This window comes from Paenibacillus rigui (assembly GCF_002234615.1).
Lineage (GTDB): Bacteria > Bacillota > Bacilli > Paenibacillales > NBRC-103111 > Paenibacillus_S > Paenibacillus_S rigui.
Genome location: NZ_NMQW01000033.1, coordinates 166,310 through 186,549, shown reverse-complemented (window position 1 = coordinate 186,549; position 20,240 = coordinate 166,310). Strand labels below are relative to the sequence as shown.

Genomic DNA, 20,240 nt, shown 5'->3' with positions numbered 1-20,240 from the left:
TTTTTTGGTACCACCGCCGCCTATATAATGAAAGCTGTAGACAGTATTTATGAATCGAGGGGGGAATTGCATGAAGAAATGGGTAAGCAGTCTTTTAGTCATACCTATGCTCGCTCTGTCCGCAGGATGTTCCACGAAGGAACCTGCAAAGCAAGATGCTGCTCAAGCCGGTGCAGGCAATAAACCGGTGACATTGAAATTTTTGACTTGGGGGAATCAAGCACATCTTGATATGTACAACAAGCTGCTTGAGACTTACAAAAAGACGCATCCGAATGTGACTGTAACTATGGAGTCGATTCCATTCGCCGACTATCAGCAGAAGGTATCCGTGCTAGCCGCAGGACGTGAGCTGCCAGATCTTGCTTGGGTATCCGAGCGTATGGTGCCTCAGTTTATGGCTAACGATATTTTGGCCGATGTGTCTGATGTCAAAACAGATGCTTCATTCCATATGGATGATTTCATTCCTTCCACGTTGAGCTTGTTTACCAAAGACGACAAATTGTACGGTTTACCTTTCTCAACGCCTCCGAGCGTCATGTTCTACAATCAGGATTTGTTCGACAAAGCCGGACTTCCCTCTCCAAACGAGCTGGCTAAGCAAGGCAAGTGGACCTGGGAGGAATTTACCAAATCAGCTAAAGCTATCACAAGCGGTACTGGAGCCAACAAAGTATACGGCGCCAATTTCTTCCGCGATTGGAAAACGTGGATTATCCTGTCATCCTATGCATGGTCGAATGGCAGCGGGCCGTTCGATAAAGAGATGACCAAGTTTACATGGAACGATAAGTACGGTGTCGATACTTTGAAAATGCTTCAAAATATGATGTTCGTCGATCAATCGCATCCTAAGGCAGGAGAACAAATCAATTTCGAATCTGGAAAAATAGGCATGTTCTTCGATGGATACAGCTACGTGTCCAAAGCCCGTACCATCAAGGATTTTAAATGGAGCATCGCTCCGATGCCTTCCGGATCCAAAGGATCGGTTCCGATGATGGGACAAGCGGGCTACGTTGTTTTTAAAGAAAGTAAAAATCAGAAGGAAGTTAAGGAGCTGCTGAAGTTTTTTGCCAGCCAGGAAGGTATTCAAAGCTCTTCCACCTTCTTCGTGCCTCCGCGCAAATCCGTGCTGAATTCGGATTCTTTTCTTAAACAGCCCGATGGTCCGGAGCCTGCAATCATTAAGCAAGCCGTTATCGATGAGATGGCCAAAGCCATCGTACAGCCGGGACACGTTCAATGGCAGAAGATCGATAACGAGATTTTAGCCGGATTTGATCAGCTGTTCGGCCAAACGGCACAGCCTGAACAAATTATAAAAACGATGGATGAAAAAATCACACCGCTTCTAAAAAAATAACGGTGATGTCAAGAAACGGTTCGTTTCACAACGAGCCGTTTCTTTACTCAGAAAGGAGCTCACATGAACCGGTTACGTCAAGCCTTGCATGAACCCAAGCTTCAACTATTCGTCAGTCTGCCTTCGAACGACCTGAATCTGGCCAAAGCCGCCCTTCAGGAAGGTGCGGAGGGACTGAAGGTACACATAAATGTAGATCATCGTGCCAGCGGTAACAGCTTCGGCCCCTTATCCGAATATACGGACACGTTCCGGGAAATACGTTCTCTTTTCAATGGTCCGCTAGGTATTGTTCCAGGAGGGGCGCTGGAGTCTGTTAACCCGCACGAAATCGAACAGCTGAGCGAATTGGACATAGACTTCTACTCGATTTACGCATGGCATATGCCTGCCTTTCTATTGCAAGCAAAATTGGCCTCTACCTTCGCTATTGATAGTCAATTTGACACCAGGCTGCTGGAAGCCGCGAAAGCTTTTCCTATCGAAGCCCTGGAGGCTTCTATCATTCCCTCATCGGAATACGGAACTCCACTCAACTTTGCTGACCTGCTGCGGTATCGTTGGTTGGCCCACAATGCCCATTTGCCTGTAATCGTTCCCTCCCAGCGCAAATTGGCTGCAGCCGATGTTCCTGCTCTTAAGGATAGCGGTATTAAAGCCTTGTTGCTTGGGGCTGTGGTTACCGGAAAAAGCGCAGATGAAATAAAACGAGCGGTACATGACTTTCGCAATGCGATCGACAGTTAGGGGTGAAGGGAATATGGAAGGATCACCTTCGGCAAAAAGAAAAAAAACAACAAATCCGCTAACACGCGAAGCGAACATTACTGGATGGATTTTTGTCTCGCCTATGGTAATAGGCTTTACTGCCCTACTGATGGTCCCTCTGCTCCAGGCGTTTTATATGAGCTTAACGGATTGGCCCTTGCTCGGCAAATCAAAATTCATCGGATTCGATAATTATGCTCACATTGTTTCCGATCGAGAATTTTGGCGTGTGCTTGGCAACACCTTTTATTTTGCAGCGGGGCTCGTACCATTAAATATTACGATAGCTCTCTTATTAGCAGTGCTGCTGAGTAAAAGCATGAAAGGCATCAGCTGGTTCCGCACTGCCTTATTTGTTCCTGTCATGACCTCGCTAATCGTCTGGTCTATCGTCTGGAAATACATGTTCGCCACAGATTCCGGCTTCATTAACCAGATTTTGCAGCTCGTAGGCATCCAGGGACCGGCATGGCTGTATAATCCTCATTTGGCTATGCCTGCAGTCATCCTTACGAGCGTTCTGAAGAATGTAGGCTTAAACATGGTACTCTTTATAGCAGCTTTGCAGCAGGTCCCTGCTCATTTGTATGAAGCTGCGAAGATAGACGGTGCGGGACGATTCACTCAATTTATACGGGTTACGATTCCACTCATTTCACCAACCTTGTTTCTGACGATCATCATGACGGTCATTGGCTCTATGAAGGTGTTCGGTCAAATTTACGTCATGACTCAAGGCGGTCCCGGGAGCAGCACCAAGGTGATGGTGTACTATATTTGGGAAAAAGCATTTAAGCTATTTGAATTCGGCTATGCTTCAGCTTTGGCTTATATTCTTTTCTTTCTGATCATGGCCTTCACATTGATTCAGTGGACGCTTAGGAAAAGGTGGATTTTTCATGAAAACTAAACCCTTGACAGCTGCCCTTAGTCGATTAAGCGTTACTCTGCACTATGCTGTTCTGACTCTGTTCTCCATTCTTATGCTTATCCCTTTTATCTGGATGATCTCAACCTCTTTAAAGGAACCGGCCAAAATTTTTATCTTCCCGCCGGAATTGATCCCATCACCCGTTCGTTGGGAAAATTACTCCGAGGTGCTTCGAATCATTCCATTTCATTTGTTCTATTTTAACAGCCTATACATTGCAATTGTCGTTGTTGCCGGTACGATTTTCTTTGCTTCGCTAGCCGGTTACGCGATCGGCCGCATCCCCTTCGCAGGAAGAAACCTTATATTTCTTGTACTGCTAAGCACCATGATGGTTCCTACTGAAGTGACGGCCATCCCCATGTTTCTGTTCATGCGTGATATTGGCTTCCTCAATACGCACATCCCTCTCATCATACTGCCGATATTCGGGGCGGGTGGCATCTTCGGCGTCTTCGTCATGCGCCAATTTTTTTTCGGAATACCGAAGGATCTGGAAGAAGCGGCTATGATCGATGGCTGTTCAAGGTTTCGTATCTATTGGAACATTATGCTGCCATTGGCCAAACCCGCGATAGCTACGCTGACTATTTTCACATTTTTAACAAGCTGGAATGATTTTTTTGAGCCGCTTATTTTTATTAACGACCGCAAACTTATGACGTTGCCGCTCGCTTTATCACTTTTTACCGATGAAGCAGGTACAGCCTGGCATCATTTGATGAGCGCTTCAGCCATGGCGACACTGCCGCTGCTTATAGTCTTCTTTTTTGCACAGAAGCAATTTATTGAGGGTGCAGCGATGACAGGGTTAAAAGAATAGGAGAGATGATAATGACTCGCAAGCTACAGGCGGATGTTGTGGTTATCGGAGGAGGCCCTGCCGGGATCAACGCTGCTATTGCCGCTGGAAGACAAGGAGCCAGCACGATACTGATCGAACGGTACGGTTTTTTAGGCGGAATGTCGACCGCAGCGTCCGTCTACCCATGGATGACATTTCATACCGAACAGGGACAACAAGTTATTAAAGGAATTGCTCAGGAGATCGTTGAGCGATTGATCCAGCGCGGAGGCTCGCCCGGGCATTTGCGTGATACCATAGGCTTTGTCCATACCGTGACGCCCTATCATCCGGAAATGTATAAGCTTCTGGCCATTGATATGCTGAAGGAAGCAGGTGTTAAACTGCTCCTACACAGCTTTGTAGATGGCGTACAGGTGGAGAATCAGTATATCCGTTCTGTGCAGCTCTCGGGAAAATCGGGGCCGATCCAAGTGTTTGGCCGCATGTTCGTCGACACTTCGGGCGATGCTGATGTCGCCTATTTGTCCGGGGTCCCTACACTAATGGGACGTGAGGGGGATAAACGGACCCAGCCGATGACCATGAAATTCCGTATGCGCGGAGTGGATATTGAAGCCATCCGCCAAAATATGATAGAGAATCCAACTAACTTTTATCACAAAACGCCGTTTAGCGAGCTTAACGCTTTACCGCTTACAGGGATTCAGGGCTTTTATTCCCAATGGCAAGCAGCTCAAGTACCGATTAACCGGGATCAGGTTTTACTGTTCACCGGACCGGCTCATGACGAGGTTCTAGTCAATTGCACCCGGGTGCAAGGATTAGACGGTACCAATGTCGAGGACCTGACTCAGGCAGAGGAGGAAGGACTTCGGCAGGTGATGCTGATGGCCGAGTTTCTGCAAACCTCTGTTCCCGGATTTGCCCAAGCCTCCATTTCGTCTGTAGGCACTCAGATCGGTATACGAGAAACCCGGCGGATTGACGGGTTGTATCAGCTTAGCATCGACGACGTAGTTACAGGGAGACGATTCGAAGATGTTATCGCGCGAAGCGGCTATCCGATCGATATCCACGATCCGTCCGGGAAAGGCGTGACCGAAGCACTGGTCCGGGGGGATGGAGCTTACGACATCCCTTATCGCTGCCTTGTCCCGCAGCAGGTGCACAATCTGCTGGCGGCCGGACGCTGCTTGTCCACCACGCACGAAGCTTTGGCAACAACCCGGTTGACTCCAAGCTGCATGGCCACAGGACAAGCGGCCGGCACAGCCGCAGCGATGGCCAGCGCTGCCGGAACGTCAGCTGCAAAGATCGATGTTGCCCGGCTGCAGCAGCTGCTTCGTCAAGGAAATGCTGTGTTGGACTAATGGTGAGCTGTGAAAACCACGCATGAAAGATTTGAAGGGACGCCTGGCGGCGTCCTTGATTTGCATTCTGACGCCCCTTACCCGCAGCTGTTAATCCTCATCCAAGGCGAAAGCATTGATGCTGCAGTCGCTGGTGCTGCATCGTCCGCCTTGCTCGAGATCGAAGATCCAGCGGTGTCTCGGACACATGATCGTCTTCCCAGCCACCCAGCCTTGGGATAGATCGCCCCCCTCATGAGGGCATAACCGGTTGATGGCATACCGTGTACCGCCGGCTTCGACGACAATGCGCTCCTGATTCGTTTCAAGCGCAAGCAGCTTCTCGCAAAACCAGCTCATATCCTCCGCCTCCATGGTCAGAAAGCCGTGAATCAGTGTCGAGAAAATATCCGGCTCCCGGTTGAACCGCATCCTAAACGACAGCATAAAGTCTTCCCAGGTTAACGTCCCGTCGAAGATCCGTTCGATTTCCCAGGAATTCGCGGTCATGGAATAATAGTTCGTATCCGTAACGGCGGCCGCCCGTTCGATGGTTTTGGAAGGAAAATCAATTCTCAACATTTGATCCGGAGCGTTGCGGAACTGAAAATAGAGCGGCACGGTGACCCGCTGATGCAGGGTCAGATGATCGAGCTTATGCTGAAATTCCTGCTCCAGCTTGGCGAGTGTATCCCCGGGCGGCACATGGGAATATCTTTTCTCCCTTGCATCGAAAAGGCTTGCATACAGAGCGGCATAATCTTGAATGTAAGCCTCAAGGTTGGATGGATCGACGGGCTGCCCGGAGCGGTGTATGAATTGACGGGAGCCGACATCCAGAATGTCGCCGGGCATGAGGTTCGGAACGTCCACCTTCAGCTTCTTCAGTCTTTTCTTCAGAAATGCGATCACTTGAGGCGTATGCGGGAAAATGTTATTTTGCTCGAAATTCAAATGGATAAGGCTCGGATCGAGAAAACAGGCGGGGCCGGCGGAAGGCAAATACACCGCAGGACGAACCGTTTCCAACGAACGGGCTACGGCTTCGAACTTGCTTCTGACCTTTGCCTTGGCAATTTTCTCATATTTGCTTTTGGGGTAATCGTAGCAGGTTGGATGCCAGATGGCGCCGGAGAACTGGGCTGCGTACACATCGATGGGCCCTTCCTGCTCCACAATCGCCGGCAGTCTTTCCATCAGCTTGCAATCGTTCAAATTGAGAAAAGCCTGGTCCGCCGTTTTCACCAGAATAGCGGAATCCCGGTTGATTTCCGAATCAATCAGGTATAGCTTCATGTAGCCGTCGGCAAAAGCCAAAGCCTCGTTGTCCTCCAGGCTGACCAGCTGCTTGCATTTGTAGTGGCCAAGCACCTCGCGAAGCTCTTCCCGGCGGAATTTGGCTACGACAATCGTGAAATCCCGGTTCTCAAGACTCTCCAGAAATTTGAGATCAAAATGATCCTTATGCTCATGGCTTATATACAAATAGCGTTCCTTATGCGTATGCTTTAGCTTTTCTTGAACATAGGCCCCCATATGATGATTGCGGGGAAATTGAAACCATGCACCGTCAAAAGCCCCTGTCGGGGACAGCCATGGATCCATAATAATGATGGCATGGGATGTTTCCACACAAAAACCGGCATGACCCAAAAACGTAATCTCCATCGTTTCCACCCTTCTCCTGAATTGGACTGCCCGTCCGCAGGCGAATCAGATTCCTCGTGCTAACGCCTGACTTTCTTCCTATAAATTTTCGTTCGGGCAATAATCCTGACGTTACCCGACAGCAGCTTGTTGTCCTCGACCTTCCAAGTATGGTTCGTACGGTTTTGCCTGCGAATGGCGACATAGTTGTACCTATCGCCCGAGTAGATCTTATAGCCTTTGGCTCTGCATCGCCGTAAAAAATTTGAATCCGAACCGGATTTCAGCTTCGTGGCGAATGGGACCCGCTTCAAGATTCGCTTGTAAAAGAACAGGGTCGCACCCGCGACATGGTGATAAAAGCGATGCTCCCGATTCGGATTCATCTGCAGCAGCATGTTTTTACTTTGCAGGTACAAATAAAACGTTTTTTTGCCTACAATGTCGGCCTTGGAGCGTTGCAATACATTCAAAGCCCTCGTAACATAATGCGGCGCATAATAGTCATCGTCATCGAATTTGGCGATGACGCCATACTTTGCCCGGCGGATGGCATAATTCAAGCATGCCCCAAGATTCAAATGCTGCGGCTGCCTAAGCACCCTGATATTATGCTCCCCTTCAACCGCCCTCCGGTACTTGCCAAGCTTCATATCATCCCGGTTCAACACAATAATAAGCTCTTTCTTTTTCCAGGTCTGATTCCTGTAGTTTCTCAATATTTTATTGAAATACTGTGGGCGGTTCGTACAAGTAATGACGGATACGCCTCGAGTCGCCACAACCTCACCTCATCTCACGTGTATGAGCAATGTATGAGCAAACTGCAGCGGTGGTGTGGGCGCCCGCACAGCTTCACTAGGCTTTCATTCCGCTGCCTTTTTGCAGATGATTCGACGGCATTCGAACATATTTTCATTTCTTCCCCCCAATTGTGATATAAATAACAGAAAAGAATTGAACGGCGTGTTAAGCTTATAGCATCATGAATACACCATAAGGGATGAGAGAAAATGCCGCGCAAAGTACTTCGAAGTCAATCCGAATTGTATCCTTTTGTTGTAGAGCTGAACAAAACCAGAGTCATTACCCGTGAGGGCAAGGGCCTCATCACAAAAAAAACGAATGAATGGATTTACGTCCTTTTGGACAAAAACAACCAAACGATAAAAACCAGCATTTACTTGGTCGAATGCATGGAGACCGCTTAGTTCTTAATTGATCCACATCAGCTGAATACACAATGCAAAAGATCCTCTGAATGAGAGCATTCGGAGGATCTTCGTTTATTTTTGTGCTCCTCGCCTTTCCGACTTCCCGGCATCCGGGCTTCCCGCTTACTTGGATAAGCCCGGATGCTTTCTCCACCAGGCTATCGTTGCCTCAAGCCCTTCCTCTAACGTAAACTTCGGCTGCCAGCACAATTCACGGCGGAGCCTCCCGGTATGAGCCCCGACGAATAGAGGCTCCCCCTTGGGAAACGGAATCGCACCGAATCGAATCCGTCCCTGCTCGCCTATGCTGTCTTCTATCAGGGCGGCAAGCTTCTTCACTTGAACGGATTCGCCGGACGCAATATTCACCGTTCCCTCCACATCACTTAGCAGCAATCGGACAAGCGCATCCGCCGCGTCCGCAGCATGGAGGAAATCGCGGTACTGATTGCCGTGCGTGCAGCGTACTTCTTCTTTACTCAATAAAGAATAAATGATCGCAGAAATGAGCCGATTCCCCGGGTCATGTGGTCCGTATAGATGAAAAATGCGCCCCCAGCCCCAGCTTAACCCTGTGTCCGCCGAGTAGGAATCAAGCCAGCTCCGAAACCTGTTTTTGCACGCGGCATAAGGCGTTGCATAGGTAAGCGGAGTGGACGACTCGGACAAATACCCGTTGGCCCACCGATATTCCGCGCACGTACCCGCAACGACGACTCTTTGCCCGCCGTACCCGGCGAAGCTCTCAATCAAGCCCATACTCGCCTTCACCCATGCGTAATTCGCGGGAGCTCTGTAGCATTCCGGGGGTACCGCCTCCCATGCAAGATGCAGCAGGCGGGCGGGCTTTACCTTCATCATCAGCTCCTCAGCTTCCTCCGTCCGGAGGAGATCCGCCTGATGCCACGTGCACGGAATGTGCAGGAGAGGGGTCCTTCGGTAGGTTGCGTGAACCTCATAGCCAAGCTCCAGCAGAATGGGAACCACATACCGGCCAATCCACCCGTTGCCGCCCGTTACCAGTACTTTATCCATGGGCTACAGCACCTGTACTTCGGGTACGAGGACAACGAATTGACCGCCCCATTCCCGGATATAGGCGCATTCGTCCATAATCTCTTCCTTGAGGTTCCACGGAAGAATCAGCACATAGTCGGGCCGGGTTCGCTTGATCTCCTCCGGATCCTTGACCGGGATGCGGGAGCCCGGCAGCAGCTGCCCCTGCTTATGTGGATTACGGTCTACCGTATAAGGCAGCAACTCTTTCCCGATACCGCAATAATTCAAAAGCGTATTGCCCTTGGCAGGGGCCCCATAACCTGCTATCGACCTTTTTCCTTGGCAAGCCTCTAGAAAAAACTGCATGATATCGAGCTTCATCTGCACCACAAGGGCACCGAATTGAACGTACGTTTGCAATTGGTGGAGTCCGTGGTCTTGTTCCTTCTGAAGTACGGACGCCACATTAGGGTGAATCTCGTTATGAGGCTGCTCATGCTTCACAAATAATCTTAGAGAACCTCCATGCGTTACCAATTCTTCAACATCAACCACCTGCAGCTGATGCTGTGCCAGAATTCGGCTGACGGTTCCAAGGGAGAAGTAAGAAAAGTGTTCATGATAAATCGTATCGAACTGCCTGTTAATGATGAGCTGCAGCAGATGCGGGAATTCGATGGTAACAACACCGTCCGGCTGCAGCAGCAGCTTGAATCCGGCAACGAAGTCGTGCAGGTCTGGCACGTGCGCCAGCACATTATTCGCGACGATGAGATCCGCCCGCACCCCTTCCTGCACCAATTCACCCGCAAGCTCCCTTCCGAAAAATCGGGCCCGTGTCGGAATGCCCTTGTCCGTTGAAATTTGGGCCAAATTTTGCGCCGGTTCAATCCCTAAAGTGCGTATTCCCCTTTGTTGAAAATATTGCAGCAAGTAGCCGTCATTGCTTGCAGCCTCAATGACTTGCGAATCCTTGTGCAGCCTGAACCGGTTTATGGCCATGTCTGCATATTGCTCCGCATGAAGCAGCCAGCTCGAGGAATAGGAGCTGAAATACAAATAGTGATTGAAAATATGATTCGGGGACTCGAACTGACCCAGCTGCACGAGAAAGCAGGCTTCACACACAAAAGCGTGCAGCGGATAAAAAGGCTCCATTTGATGCAGGCCGCCATCATTCACAAATGAATTTGCCAGAGGGGAGACCCCCAGGTCAACAAACGTATGCTTAACTAATGAACCGCAAAAACGGCATGTTCCATGCAACATGTTCCACGACTCCTTACTTGCTTACTTGGTTTCAAATACCCGAATCTGCTGCTGAGTGAAGGACCTCATATTTCCGCCTGCTTGAAACTGTTTGTACCATAGCACCGTCCATTCCACCGCCTCTTTCGTAGACAGCTTGGGGAGCCAGCCGAGAGCCTGAACCGACTTACTGCTATCCAGCCCAAGTACAGGGGCTTCATATACCTCCGGCTGCGGAGCTGCCGTGATGTCCAAACGCTCCTGCCACGTCTCGGCAGCCAAACGGGTCATGTCCCCGACAGTCATATATAAAGGGCCTACAGGCCCAAAATTCCACGCTTCCGCATACCGGGCATCGTCCCACAGCTTCCGGGCGAGCAGCAAATAGCCATGCAGCGGGTCCAATACATGCTGCCATGGGCGAATCGCGCCCGGGTTTCTCACGACGAGCGGCAGAGCAGCCAGGTAAGCTCGAACCAAGTCGGGGATCAGCCGGTCCTCCGCCCAATCCCCGCCGCCGATGACGTTACCGGCCCTTACGGACGCCAGCCGAGGCTGAGACGTGCCGTCCGGATCATAGAAAGACTGCCGATACGAAGCGGTCACCAGCTCGGCGCAGGCTTTGCTCGCACTGTAAGGATCATGCCCGCCCAGCGGATCGCTTTCTTTAAAGAGATGAACGCTGTGGCCCTCATTCAAATAGCATTTATCGCTGGTGACATTGATAACGACGCGGACACTCGGCGTCCTTCGTGCCGCCTCCAGCAAATGGACCGTACCCATCACATTCGTTTGAAACGTGCTTACAGGATCCTTGTAAGACGATCGGACCAATGGCTGGGCAGCCAGGTGAAATACAATCTCAGGCTGGTGATCCTGAAGAACCTGACGAAGCTTGGGGGAATCGCAAATGTCCCCGTGTAAGGAGCAGCAGTCGGAGGCGATGCTGGCCGCCTCGAACAAACTCGGCGATGAGGGGGGCTGGAGGGCGTAACCGACCACCTGCGCACCGATCATCGTCAGCCATTGTGTCAGCCAGGAGCCCTTGAACCCGGTGTGGCCGGTGATCAAGATCTTTTTGCGTGACCAGAAGCTTGTGTCCATGCTACCAAACCTTCCAGGGTGCATTGTGATTTTGCCAGAGCTCAACCAGCTTCTTCTTATCCCGCAGCGTGTCCATAGGATGCCAGAAGCCTTCATGCCGATAGGCGGCAAGCTGATTGCTGCTCACAAGACGAGTCAGTACATCCGTTTCCCATACCGAGCTGTCACCCTCTATGAGGTCGAATACCGCCGGCTCCAGTACAAAGAACCCGCCGTTGATCCAGCCTCCGTCGCCTGCCGGCTTCTCTTGAAACTCGACAACCTGCTCCTCCCGCAGCACCAGGGAGCCGAATCTGCCTGGAGGCTGAACGGCCGTTACGGTTGCGAGCTTCCCGTGCTGCCGATGAAACGCGAAGAGCTGCTTCATATCCACATTGCTAAGACCGTCTCCATACGTCATGCAAAAGGTTTCGGCTCCTATATAGTCCTGTATTCTTTTGATCCTGCCGCCGGTTTCCGTATGCTCCCCCGTATCGATGAGGGTCACCTTCCATGGCTCCGCCTTATTAGTGTGATAAGTCGTTTCGTTCGCAGCCATATCCAGCGTGACATCCGACTTGTACAAGCTGTAATTCGCAAAATATTCTTTAATGACATGCCCTTTATACCCCAAGCAAATAATGAATTCCTGAATCCCGCAGGCGCTCAATATTTTCATGATATGCCACAGAATCGGCTGACTTCCTATTTCGATCATCGGCTTCGGGATCAAGTGGGTTTCTTCTCCGATCCGTGTTCCGAAGCCCCCTGCAAGAATGACGGCTTTCATCCTGCCTCCCATCACAACAGACACTCCTTTCTTGAACAAGAAACCCCCGGCACCTATAAAAGCCCCAGCTGCCGGTATTCGGGAATGAGACGCAGGTCTTCCGTTTGGCCTGCAAAGTGAAGATACGTATGCTCCAATTGTTCCTTCGTGGTCAGGTGGTACGTTCCCAGCCCCAGCTGCTTGCCTTGTGAAGAAAGCGTAGGGCCGATTTGCAGCTTCCTTTGACGCATGGCCTCATTCCATGGACTGAAAACAAATTTCAGTATGAAGGCAGGTGACGGGTACACACGATACGGCCATGGCGACCAGTGTCTTCCCGGCGTATAGCTGCCGTCCCCATACTTGTGAATAAACCGGCCTATAAACGGCTGATTCGGATCATGAGGAAAATAACCATGGTGCCTTTGTTTTACCAGCGGAACTGTGTATACAGGGTCTGGGTACCCTGCATTCAACGGATCCACCATCACAATCGTTCTTATCGAATACATCTGCTCTCCTAACAAGGGAAGCGAGTCGAAAAATGGCTGTTTATCCCAGCAGCATAGGAATTCCGTCGTGTTTAAGACCATTTTCCAGCCCGCACATTCCTTCTCAATCTCCATCACTTCCGCATCCACCTGAATGGGATCAAACTCAGGCACCCTGGAATGGCGCACCTCCCAATGAGGTGCAAATTGGCGGCACATCTCCAAAGAATGGTCCGTCGAGCCTCGATTGATCAGAATCCCGTGATCGAACAACGGAACGTGGTGCATGAGCCACCAGGGCAACAAATATTGCTCATTATAAAAATGGGAAATTAAGGTCGTCACATGATCCCCCCCTCGTCTGACACAAGCATAGAACGACAGTTTCTCTTACTAATGTATGTCCTCTATGAAAAAGGGTTCTCATATATTTATAGTTACGTATCTTGATTGGGGACCCAGTTTACGTTAATCCAACTGTCTCGACTTTTTCTAAAGGTTAATTTAGAATTGAAGCACATGGGGATAGTGATTCATCCGGATGTTTATTGTATAGTTGAACTTTGGGGAAATATAAAGCAGGATGGGGATCATACTTGGAGATTGTAATGATTACGGCGAAGGATATTATAGTAAACTTGTCCATTTTGACTGCCTATTTGTTCATCAGCAGCCAAATGTTCAAATCCGATTACATCATGGGTGCCTCCCGCTCGATTTGGTCCAAAATATGCATCGGGGTCCGAAACGGGATCCTGGGTATGCTCCTGATGATTTTTACGGTCCGTTTCTCCGATATTACGATTCTTGATTTCCGGCAGCTCGCTATGATTTATGCCGGCTATCTGGGCGGCTTCTACTCTGCGCTTATCACCAGCCTCTTCATCGCTGCCATGCGGCTGTTTGCTTTCGGCCCCATCAGCTCCGTGACCATTGCCGCTACAATAAGCAATCTGGCTATCGGAATCGGCATCGGAGTCATCTGTACGAGGCATCTGATCTATTGGAAAAAATGGGCCTTGTGCCTGTTGATAGGTATGATCGGTACGTCTGTTGTACTCATCTTCAACTTTGGCCTTCAAGGCATCGTTCCTTCCTTGCTCTACATCATGATGATGCTGTTAGGCGGTACCTTTACATCTTACCTGCTCTCCTTCCTGATTCAAACCAACGCATACCATTATCGGCTGAAAAAAGAAGCCACCACTGATTTCTTAACCGGGCTCGGCAATTACCGCACCTTTGACGCCATGTTCAACACCGTGCTGAGAAACGAGGACGATCATCGGGTGCCCTTATCTTTATTGATGATAGATATCGATTATTTCAAAAAAATTAACGATGTTCACGGTCATTTGAACGGCGACGCCATTTTGACCCAGCTGGGGATGCTGTTAAAAAAAGTGACCCGCCCGTTCGAAACGCCTTCCCGCATCGGCGGCGAGGAGTTTGCCGTCCTGCTCCACCACTGCCCGCATCCGCAAGCATTGGCCCTCGCGGAGCAAATCCGGCATGCGGTTGAACATCATATGTTTAAGCTCATTAATGAAGAGCCCATTCAAATTACAGTGTCCATTGGCGTTGCGACCTTCCCGGAAACCGCCTTGGAAGAACTGAAGTCCGTCGCAGACCAAGCACTTTATAAGGCCAAGCACAACGGCAGAAATCAGGTAGTAAGCACGTTAGGCGTCCGATGAATGCATGCCGCACACAGGCAGAGCCTTCCTCCGACCGGTAACGCTCCAGCACAAGTTTAAAGCAAATGCAAAACAAACGGCTTCGCCATCCCTTATCAAAGGACGGTGAAGCCGTTTGTCTATCTGACTCAGAATAAAACCACGCAGTGGTTATACCATAATTTTGCAAATGTCATTCGTAAATTCAACCGGATCCTGGATCGGCAAACCTTCAATCAAGAGCGCCTGGTTGTACAGCAGCGCCGTATACAGGTTCAGCTTCTCCTTGTCCTTCTCATAAGCCTCCGTCAAGGAACGGAACACGTCATGGTTCACGTTGATCTCCAGCACCTTTTCCGCTTTCACATTCGGGTTGTTCGGCATCGCATTTAAGATTTTCTCCATCTCGATGGTCACATCCCCTTCCGTCGTCAAGCAGACCGGATGTGTTTTGAGACGCTTGGAGATTCGAACCTTCGACACCTTGCCCGACAGCTGGTCCTTCATGTAGTCGAACAGTGCCTGGTGATCGTTCTTGTCGTCACTAGCCTTATCTCCGTTCTCCTCCGCTTCGATGCCCAGATCGCCGCTGGAAACGGACTTGAATTCCTTTTCCTTGTAGTTCATCAGCATCTTGATGGCAAATTCATCGATATCGTCGGTAAAGTACAGCAGCTCGTAGCCTTTATCTGTAACCAGCTCGGTCTGAGGCAGCTTCTCGATTCTTTCAATCGACTCGCCTGAAGCATAGTAGATGTATTTTTGATCCTCCGGCATCCGGGATACATACTCGTCCAACGTAACCAGCTTCTTCTCTTTGGAAGAATAGAACATCAACAGATCCTGAAGCGTTGCTTTATGCATGCCATAATCGCTGTATACACCGAATTTCAGCTGTCTGCCGAACGATTGATAGAACTTCTCGTACTTTTCTCTCTCATCCTTCAGCAAGCTTTGCAGCTGGCCTTTAATTTTACTCTCGATGTTCTTGGCAATCAGCTTCAGCTGGCGGTCATGCTGCAGCATTTCCCTGGAAATGTTGAGCGACAGGCTCTCCGAATCGACCATCCCTTTGACAAAGCTGAAGTAGTCGGGAAGAAGATCGGAGCATTTGTTCATGATCAGTACACCGTTGGCATACAGCTCAAGTCCTTTCTCGAACTCCTTGGAGTAATAGTCAAAAGGGACGCTTTCCGGGATATACAGGATCGCCTGGTAGACGACGGCCCCGTCGGCGCTGATATGAATATGCTTGAGCGGCTTATCGAAGCCGTAATGCTTTTCGTTGTAAAATTTTTCGTAGTCTTCCGCAGTCAGCTCGCTTTTATTTTTTCTCCAGATCGGCACCATGCTGTTCACGACTTGCTCTTCCTGAACATCCTCGAATTCGTTGTCGCTGCCTTCCTTCAGCTTCTTGGTAACCATATCCATTTTGATCGGATAGCGAATGAAATCGGAATATTTCTTAATGATCGACCTTAAGCGGTATTCCTCCAAAAATTCATCGTAGCTCTCGTCTTCCGTATTTTCTTTGATTTTTAAAGTAATTACCGTACCGACCGAATCCTTCTCGCACGGTTCAATGGTATAGCCCTCTGCACCAGTAGATTCCCACTTGTAGGCAGTATCGCTGCCCAAAGCTTTACTAACTACGGTCACGACATCCGCTACCATAAAGGCCGAATAAAACCCGACACCGAACTGTCCGATGATATTATGTCCGTCTTTGGCTTCGTTCTCTTTCTTGAACGCCAATGAACCGCTTTTCGCGATGACCCCAAGATGGTTCTCCAGATCCTCGTGATTCATCCCGATCCCGGTATCTTGAATAGTCAAGGTTCTGTTCTGCTTGTCGGCTGTAATTCGAATGTAGTAATTGTCTTTGTCAAAAACCAAATTGGCATCCGTTAAAGCTTTGTAGTAAATCTTGTCGATGGCATCGCTCGCATTGGAAATGAGCTCTCTTAAGAAAATCTCTTTTTGTGTATAGATGGAGTTGATCATCATTTCCAACAAACGCTTGGATTCAGCTTGAAACTGCTTTTTTTCCATTCAAAAACACTCCTCTTTCCAATGGGATAAGTCTGTTAGCACTCCTCGTCTTCGAGTGCCATTACCTTTTTTTATATCACTGCTTATTTTCGATGTCAATATGATGATTGCATATCGAAGACTTCCCGTCAAAGTTTCAGCAGCGGGACAGTTCATGGCACAGCTCCAATGAGCCGTATGATCGACGATGGGGCTGCCGCGGAAGTGTTCCCGCCGCCTGCCAGAATCCCCTACACACACAACAGTACCCGGTAAGCGGGATGACAAAAAATGGCTGAGCAGAGAGGTCTGCTCAGCCACAATGCTCATTCTACTCGATAAAATCAACCTTCTTCAAGAATCGCTTCAGCATGGCTGCCGCTTGAGCCCGAGTTGCGGACTGCGATGGCGCGAATCTGCCTCCATCCATGCCTTCAATGATTCCTGCGCGGACCGTACGGCCTACGGAGTCCTTGGACCACGACTCAATGGCGTCATGATCCGTAAACGCGGCAAGCGTTTGATTATTCTCTTGCCCCTTGTCATCGCCGGACGTGATGGTTAAGGCTCTGGCGATCATCACCGCCATCTGTTCACGGCTGATCCGCCCATCCGGATCGAAGCGATCCGCTTCTACGCCATTGACCAGCTTGGCTTTGACGGCCGCTTCTACTGTTCGCGCATACCAGGCAGTCGAAGAAACGTCACTAAAGCCCTTGTACCCCTCATCATGCTCCAAGGATAATCCCATCGAGCGGACGAGCAGCGAGGCGAATTCCGCCCGCGTGACGCTGTCTTCCGGTACGTACCGGTCGGCTGAAACGCCGTTCACGATCAGCCTCGAAGCGAGCAATTCCACATCCTGCTTTGCCCAATGGCCCATCATGTCCGTAAACGACCTGTCCTTCGTCTCGATAACGGCATAAATACTATAATGCGGTGCTTTCATGACCGCTTCCTTGCTCCCGTCAGCCCTCGAGCTTAAGTGTGTCGGGATATACGAAACCGTGCCCGTAACGGGATCATATTGGATGGCAATGACATTGCCCTTCCCTGATCCTGTGTTATATACGATAGCTCTCACCATATACGCACCGCCAAAATCGCGTATCTCGACACTCCGGCCGTTGGCCTCGGCCATGACTCGGAAATTAACGGGGCTCCCTACGGTTTGGAATCCCATATTCGTTCCGATTCGTTCCAGGTCCGCCCCCACCGACTTGCTAGCCCGTTCCATCGAGGTGACGATTTTCAGATCGGATAGCGCAACGCCCAGACGCTTGGCCAAGCCCGCCAGATCCGGCACGCTCGCTTTCAGCTCCAGGCTGGAGCGGTTCAATTCGGTTACGATGGCGGCGTTCGGATAAGACTGGGCTAAAGCCGCGATGAATGTCCCGGAAAGCTGAACCTGAACGCCTTTTTCCGTGTCGTTAATTCGGATGATGATAACAGGCTTGGATGCGCCCTTCAGCTGCTCCGCGGCTTGATTCAGAATGTCCTCAGGGAGAATCAGCTTTTGAATGACTGTTCCATCCGCTTCCGTTTCCGTCACTAAGGCTGACGCCTGGACGTTGATAACGATACCGCCTGAGGCATCGGCAGCGATGATGAATTTTTCAGGTTCACCCGAAGCTCCCGGAGTAGAAGTCGAGCTCGGCTTCGAGTGGCTTCCTGACGAAACTGGCGTCGAGTCGCTGACCGTTATCGTTAATGTTTGTGCCGCTCCCGCGCTGAACACGAACGTTAGGCTGAGCGAGCCTGTCGGCTGTGCCTGCAAATAGGCCTTCGAGATCGTGGCCGTACTGCCCGTAACGGTGTAGTCCGTATCCGGTGTCAGCGTCGCCGCGCCGTTCATAATCCCTGTTAATGTATTCCCGTTCAGCGTTAGCGTAGTCGTTACATCGGCATGCGCCACGGATCCGGTGTACTTGTCAAAACCGGCTGCGGCCGGGCTGATGACGCTGTTATTCGGGAGCGAAATCAGATTTTGTATATCAATCTTATTCACTGCCTCATTCCCTGCTGCATCCTTGGCATATACGGTGTAAATCCCATTACTGGAAACCACAAAGCTTTTAGCTGCCAATATATCCGTTCCGGCGCTTACAAATGCTGCAGCGTTGTTGTCCCCCGGAAGCCATTTCAACACAGCTAACGAATTGCTGGCACCATACGTTTGCACCGTCACCGATACATTCACCGGATCTGTCGTATTGACTGTTGTCGATGGAGTTAACATGACTACCGGTGCCTCAGGCTTAACAACTGTAACTACCTTGGATGCCATGACCCCAGACGCATACATGCTGTCACCCATATACAATGCACTTATATTATGACTGCCTGCAATCAAGCTTGAAGTAGTCAGCTCGGCTGTGCCATCGACTGCAAGCGAAACCTCATTAGACAGCTGTCCATTATCAAAAAAACGGACGGCGCCGGCAGGCGTATGAAGGCCTTCTGCTCCCGTAACGGCAGCCGTAAATGTCACGGGCTCCAAATAAGTAGAAGAGGTGACGGATGCGCTTAGCGACAGCTGCGGCTGAATATAAACTCTTTTTGGCGTCAACTGCTGCCCGGTTGTTGCTCCACCGTCTCCCAGCAATCCGTAATTCCCCGTATTCCCCTGTCCACCCCAGGCCCATAACAGGCCGTTGGCATCAAGTCCATACGATACCTCATACCCGGCGAATAAAGATGTGAATTGGAACGGAATCCCGTTATCGGAAACCGGAACCTTATGAGGCACGTCCGAATGAACTGTCGTATTATCTCCTAACTGCCCCGAAGCGTTCCGCCCCCAAGTCCACATGTCGCCGTTTGTGTCCAATGCCAGTACATCCATGTTGCCCGCGGTGATCTTCACAAGCTTAACCGGGTTGCCGTTGTCCGTGATGGACAGTTTGGTCGGGGACCCAACGATTCCGGTCACTGCCCCGTTCCCCTGCTGGCCTTCCTCGTCCGGCCCCCAGCTCCACAGCTCTCCATTCGTGTCCAAAGCCAAACGCTGTCGTCCAATACCGGATCCGTAATCTCCGCCGGCAAATATCGATTGGAACTCAACCTCTGTTCCACCATCCATGACCGTAAGCTCCCCAGATGAATAGGCACCGTCATATATTCTCCATAGGTGGTTTGAGGAATCGAGAGCCATTCCATTTTCATCGCTCCCCTCTAACGCAGTAAAGACGGCCGGATTTCCATGATTGTCAGTTAATGACTGCTTCGTAGGCACACGGAAATCGGGTGATCCTGTCCTGAAGCCCCATATCCACAATTGCCCGTTACTGTCGAGAGCAAATGATGTTCCCCGCAGGGAAGCTATTTTCTTAAAAACGACAGCAGAGCCGCCATCCGTCACTTGAAGTTTCGTCCAGACTAGAACACTGGCAGTACCTGAGCCGAGTCCCAATTGCCCCGATCCGTTATCTCCGGTACCCCATATATTTCCGTTCGTATCCAACGCGAGGGAAGCATTGAAGCCGGGCTTCACTTCCTTAAACGATACCGGTACTCCATTGTCTGTGACCGTAATCTGCTTGGGCCAATACGAATATCTTACGGTTCCATCGCCCAAGTTACCGCTCACGTTCCACCCCCATCCCCATATACGGCCGTTAGCATCCAATGCCAATGTCGTATTATGCTGCGAAGCAACGGATGTAAACATTACACTCGCTGCATGAGCCTCTGCCGGTTTGAGCAAAGGACTTATGACCATAATGGCCATCATGATAGCGGAAAGCAGTTTTTTCACAATCAAATCCCCTTTCAAATCATTTCAATTAACTTATGAACATAAAGTAAGCAGGTATATAATCACGCCTCCTCATCTGTATCATTCTACCATAAAAATC

16 protein-coding genes are annotated in these 20,240 nt (G+C 50.1%); 7 read left to right on the top strand and 9 right to left on the bottom strand.

The annotated features are described in order from the left end of the window. Positions 1 to 70: 70 nt before the first annotated feature. From CF651_RS21485 to CF651_RS21465, 5 genes are all read left to right on the top strand, one after another. Positions 71 to 1,369 (top strand): ABC transporter substrate-binding protein, encoded by a 1,299-nt coding sequence (locus tag CF651_RS21485; RefSeq protein ID WP_094016925.1) that lies wholly within the window; start codon positions 71 to 73, stop codon positions 1,367 to 1,369. Between the two features lie 63 nt (positions 1,370 to 1,432). Continuing rightward, entirely contained in the window at positions 1,433 to 2,116 is a 684-nt protein-coding gene (locus CF651_RS21480; RefSeq protein WP_094016924.1) for a hypothetical protein, read from the top strand. Positions 2,117 to 2,129: 13 nt separating this feature from the next. After that, complete coding sequence (locus CF651_RS21475; RefSeq protein WP_245856081.1) at positions 2,130 to 3,047, top strand: carbohydrate ABC transporter permease; 918 nt, start codon at positions 2,130 to 2,132, stop codon at positions 3,045 to 3,047. Between the two features lie 73 nt (positions 3,048 to 3,120). Next, positions 3,121 to 3,891 carry a carbohydrate ABC transporter permease gene (locus CF651_RS21470; protein WP_245856086.1) on the top strand — a complete coding sequence of 257 codons (771 nt, stop codon included), beginning with the start codon at positions 3,121 to 3,123 and terminating at the stop codon, positions 3,889 to 3,891. Between the two features lie 11 nt (positions 3,892 to 3,902). Next, positions 3,903 to 5,246, top strand: coding sequence for an FAD-dependent oxidoreductase (locus tag CF651_RS21465; RefSeq protein WP_094016922.1), 1,344 nt, complete (start codon positions 3,903 to 3,905; stop codon positions 5,244 to 5,246). 90 nt (positions 5,247 to 5,336) lie between these two features. On the opposite strand, the gene CF651_RS21460 is transcribed toward CF651_RS21465, so the two are convergent. Beyond that, complete coding sequence (locus CF651_RS21460) at positions 5,337 to 6,893, bottom strand: Rieske 2Fe-2S domain-containing protein (protein WP_094016921.1); 1,557 nt, start codon at positions 6,891 to 6,893, stop codon at positions 5,337 to 5,339. Between the two features lie 59 nt (positions 6,894 to 6,952). Further along, the gene (locus CF651_RS21455; RefSeq protein ID WP_094016920.1) at positions 6,953 to 7,654 is read right to left on the bottom strand and encodes a glycosyltransferase family 2 protein; all 702 of its coding nucleotides are present in this window, start codon (positions 7,652 to 7,654) and stop codon (positions 6,953 to 6,955) included. 231 nt (positions 7,655 to 7,885) lie between these two features. Here CF651_RS21455 and CF651_RS21450 point away from each other — a divergent pair, with 231 nt between their 5' ends. After that, positions 7,886 to 8,083, top strand: coding sequence for a hypothetical protein (locus CF651_RS21450; protein ID WP_094016919.1), 198 nt, complete (start codon positions 7,886 to 7,888; stop codon positions 8,081 to 8,083). A 126-nt stretch (positions 8,084 to 8,209) separates the two neighbouring features. On the opposite strand, the gene CF651_RS21445 is transcribed toward CF651_RS21450, so the two are convergent. Genes CF651_RS21445 through CF651_RS21425 form a run of 5 tightly spaced genes read right to left on the bottom strand, consistent with a single transcriptional unit; the run spans position 8,210 to position 12,964 of the window. After that, entirely contained in the window at positions 8,210 to 9,121 is a 912-nt protein-coding gene (locus CF651_RS21445) for an NAD-dependent epimerase/dehydratase family protein (RefSeq protein WP_094016918.1), read from the bottom strand. A gap of 3 nt (positions 9,122 to 9,124) precedes the next feature. Then, the gene (locus CF651_RS21440) at positions 9,125 to 10,354 is read right to left on the bottom strand and encodes a class I SAM-dependent methyltransferase (RefSeq protein WP_094016917.1); all 1,230 of its coding nucleotides are present in this window, start codon (positions 10,352 to 10,354) and stop codon (positions 9,125 to 9,127) included. Between the two features lie 21 nt (positions 10,355 to 10,375). Then, a complete protein-coding gene (gene rfbG / locus CF651_RS21435) occupies positions 10,376 to 11,437 on the bottom strand; it encodes a CDP-glucose 4,6-dehydratase (protein WP_094016916.1) in 1,062 nt (353 codons plus the stop codon). 1 nt (position 11,438) lies between these two features. Then, positions 11,439 to 12,206 carry a glucose-1-phosphate cytidylyltransferase gene (gene rfbF / locus CF651_RS21430; protein ID WP_094016978.1) on the bottom strand — a complete coding sequence of 256 codons (768 nt, stop codon included), beginning with the start codon at positions 12,204 to 12,206 and terminating at the stop codon, positions 11,439 to 11,441. Positions 12,207 to 12,259: 53 nt separating this feature from the next. Continuing rightward, on the bottom strand, positions 12,260 to 12,964 hold the full coding sequence (locus CF651_RS21425) for a glycosyltransferase family protein (protein ID WP_094016977.1): 705 nt from the start codon (positions 12,962 to 12,964) through the stop codon (positions 12,260 to 12,262). 308 nt (positions 12,965 to 13,272) lie between these two features. On the opposite strand from CF651_RS21425, the gene CF651_RS21420 reads away from it, so the two are divergent. Beyond that, a complete protein-coding gene (locus CF651_RS21420) occupies positions 13,273 to 14,373 on the top strand; it encodes a GGDEF domain-containing protein (RefSeq protein ID WP_094016915.1) in 1,101 nt (366 codons plus the stop codon). A 150-nt stretch (positions 14,374 to 14,523) separates the two neighbouring features. Here CF651_RS21420 and htpG read toward each other — a convergent pair whose 3' ends face one another. After that, a complete protein-coding gene (gene htpG, locus CF651_RS21415; protein ID WP_094016914.1) occupies positions 14,524 to 16,404 on the bottom strand; it encodes a molecular chaperone HtpG in 1,881 nt (626 codons plus the stop codon). Between the two features lie 310 nt (positions 16,405 to 16,714). Then, complete coding sequence (locus CF651_RS21410) at positions 16,715 to 20,140, bottom strand: S-layer homology domain-containing protein (RefSeq protein WP_094016913.1); 3,426 nt, start codon at positions 20,138 to 20,140, stop codon at positions 16,715 to 16,717. Between the last annotated feature and the right edge of the window lie 100 nt (positions 20,141 to 20,240).

Coding starts and splice junctions, on each gene's coding strand:
- CF651_RS21485 (WP_094016925.1), top strand. CDS start 71: ATGAAGAAATGGGTAAGCAGTCTTTTAGTCATACCTATGCTCGCTCTG.
- CF651_RS21480 (WP_094016924.1), top strand. CDS start 1,433: ATGAACCGGTTACGTCAAGCCTTGCATGAACCCAAGCTTCAACTATTC.
- CF651_RS21475 (WP_245856081.1), top strand. CDS start 2,130: ATGGAAGGATCACCTTCGGCAAAAAGAAAAAAAACAACAAATCCGCTA.
- CF651_RS21470 (WP_245856086.1), top strand. CDS start 3,121: ATGCTTATCCCTTTTATCTGGATGATCTCAACCTCTTTAAAGGAACCG.
- CF651_RS21465 (WP_094016922.1), top strand. CDS start 3,903: ATGACTCGCAAGCTACAGGCGGATGTTGTGGTTATCGGAGGAGGCCCT.
- CF651_RS21460 (WP_094016921.1), bottom strand. CDS start 6,893: ATGGAGATTACGTTTTTGGGTCATGCCGGTTTTTGTGTGGAAACATCC.
- CF651_RS21450 (WP_094016919.1), top strand. CDS start 7,886: ATGCCGCGCAAAGTACTTCGAAGTCAATCCGAATTGTATCCTTTTGTT.
- CF651_RS21445 (WP_094016918.1), bottom strand. CDS start 9,121: ATGGATAAAGTACTGGTAACGGGCGGCAACGGGTGGATTGGCCGGTAT.
- CF651_RS21440 (WP_094016917.1), bottom strand. CDS start 10,354: ATGTTGCATGGAACATGCCGTTTTTGCGGTTCATTAGTTAAGCATACG.
- rfbG (WP_094016916.1), bottom strand. CDS start 11,437: ATGGACACAAGCTTCTGGTCACGCAAAAAGATCTTGATCACCGGCCAC.
- rfbF (WP_094016978.1), bottom strand. CDS start 12,206: ATGAAAGCCGTCATTCTTGCAGGGGGCTTCGGAACACGGATCGGAGAA.
- CF651_RS21425 (WP_094016977.1), bottom strand. CDS start 12,964: ATGCACCACGTTCCGTTGTTCGATCACGGGATTCTGATCAATCGAGGC.
- htpG (WP_094016914.1), bottom strand. CDS start 16,404: ATGGAAAAAAAGCAGTTTCAAGCTGAATCCAAGCGTTTGTTGGAAATG.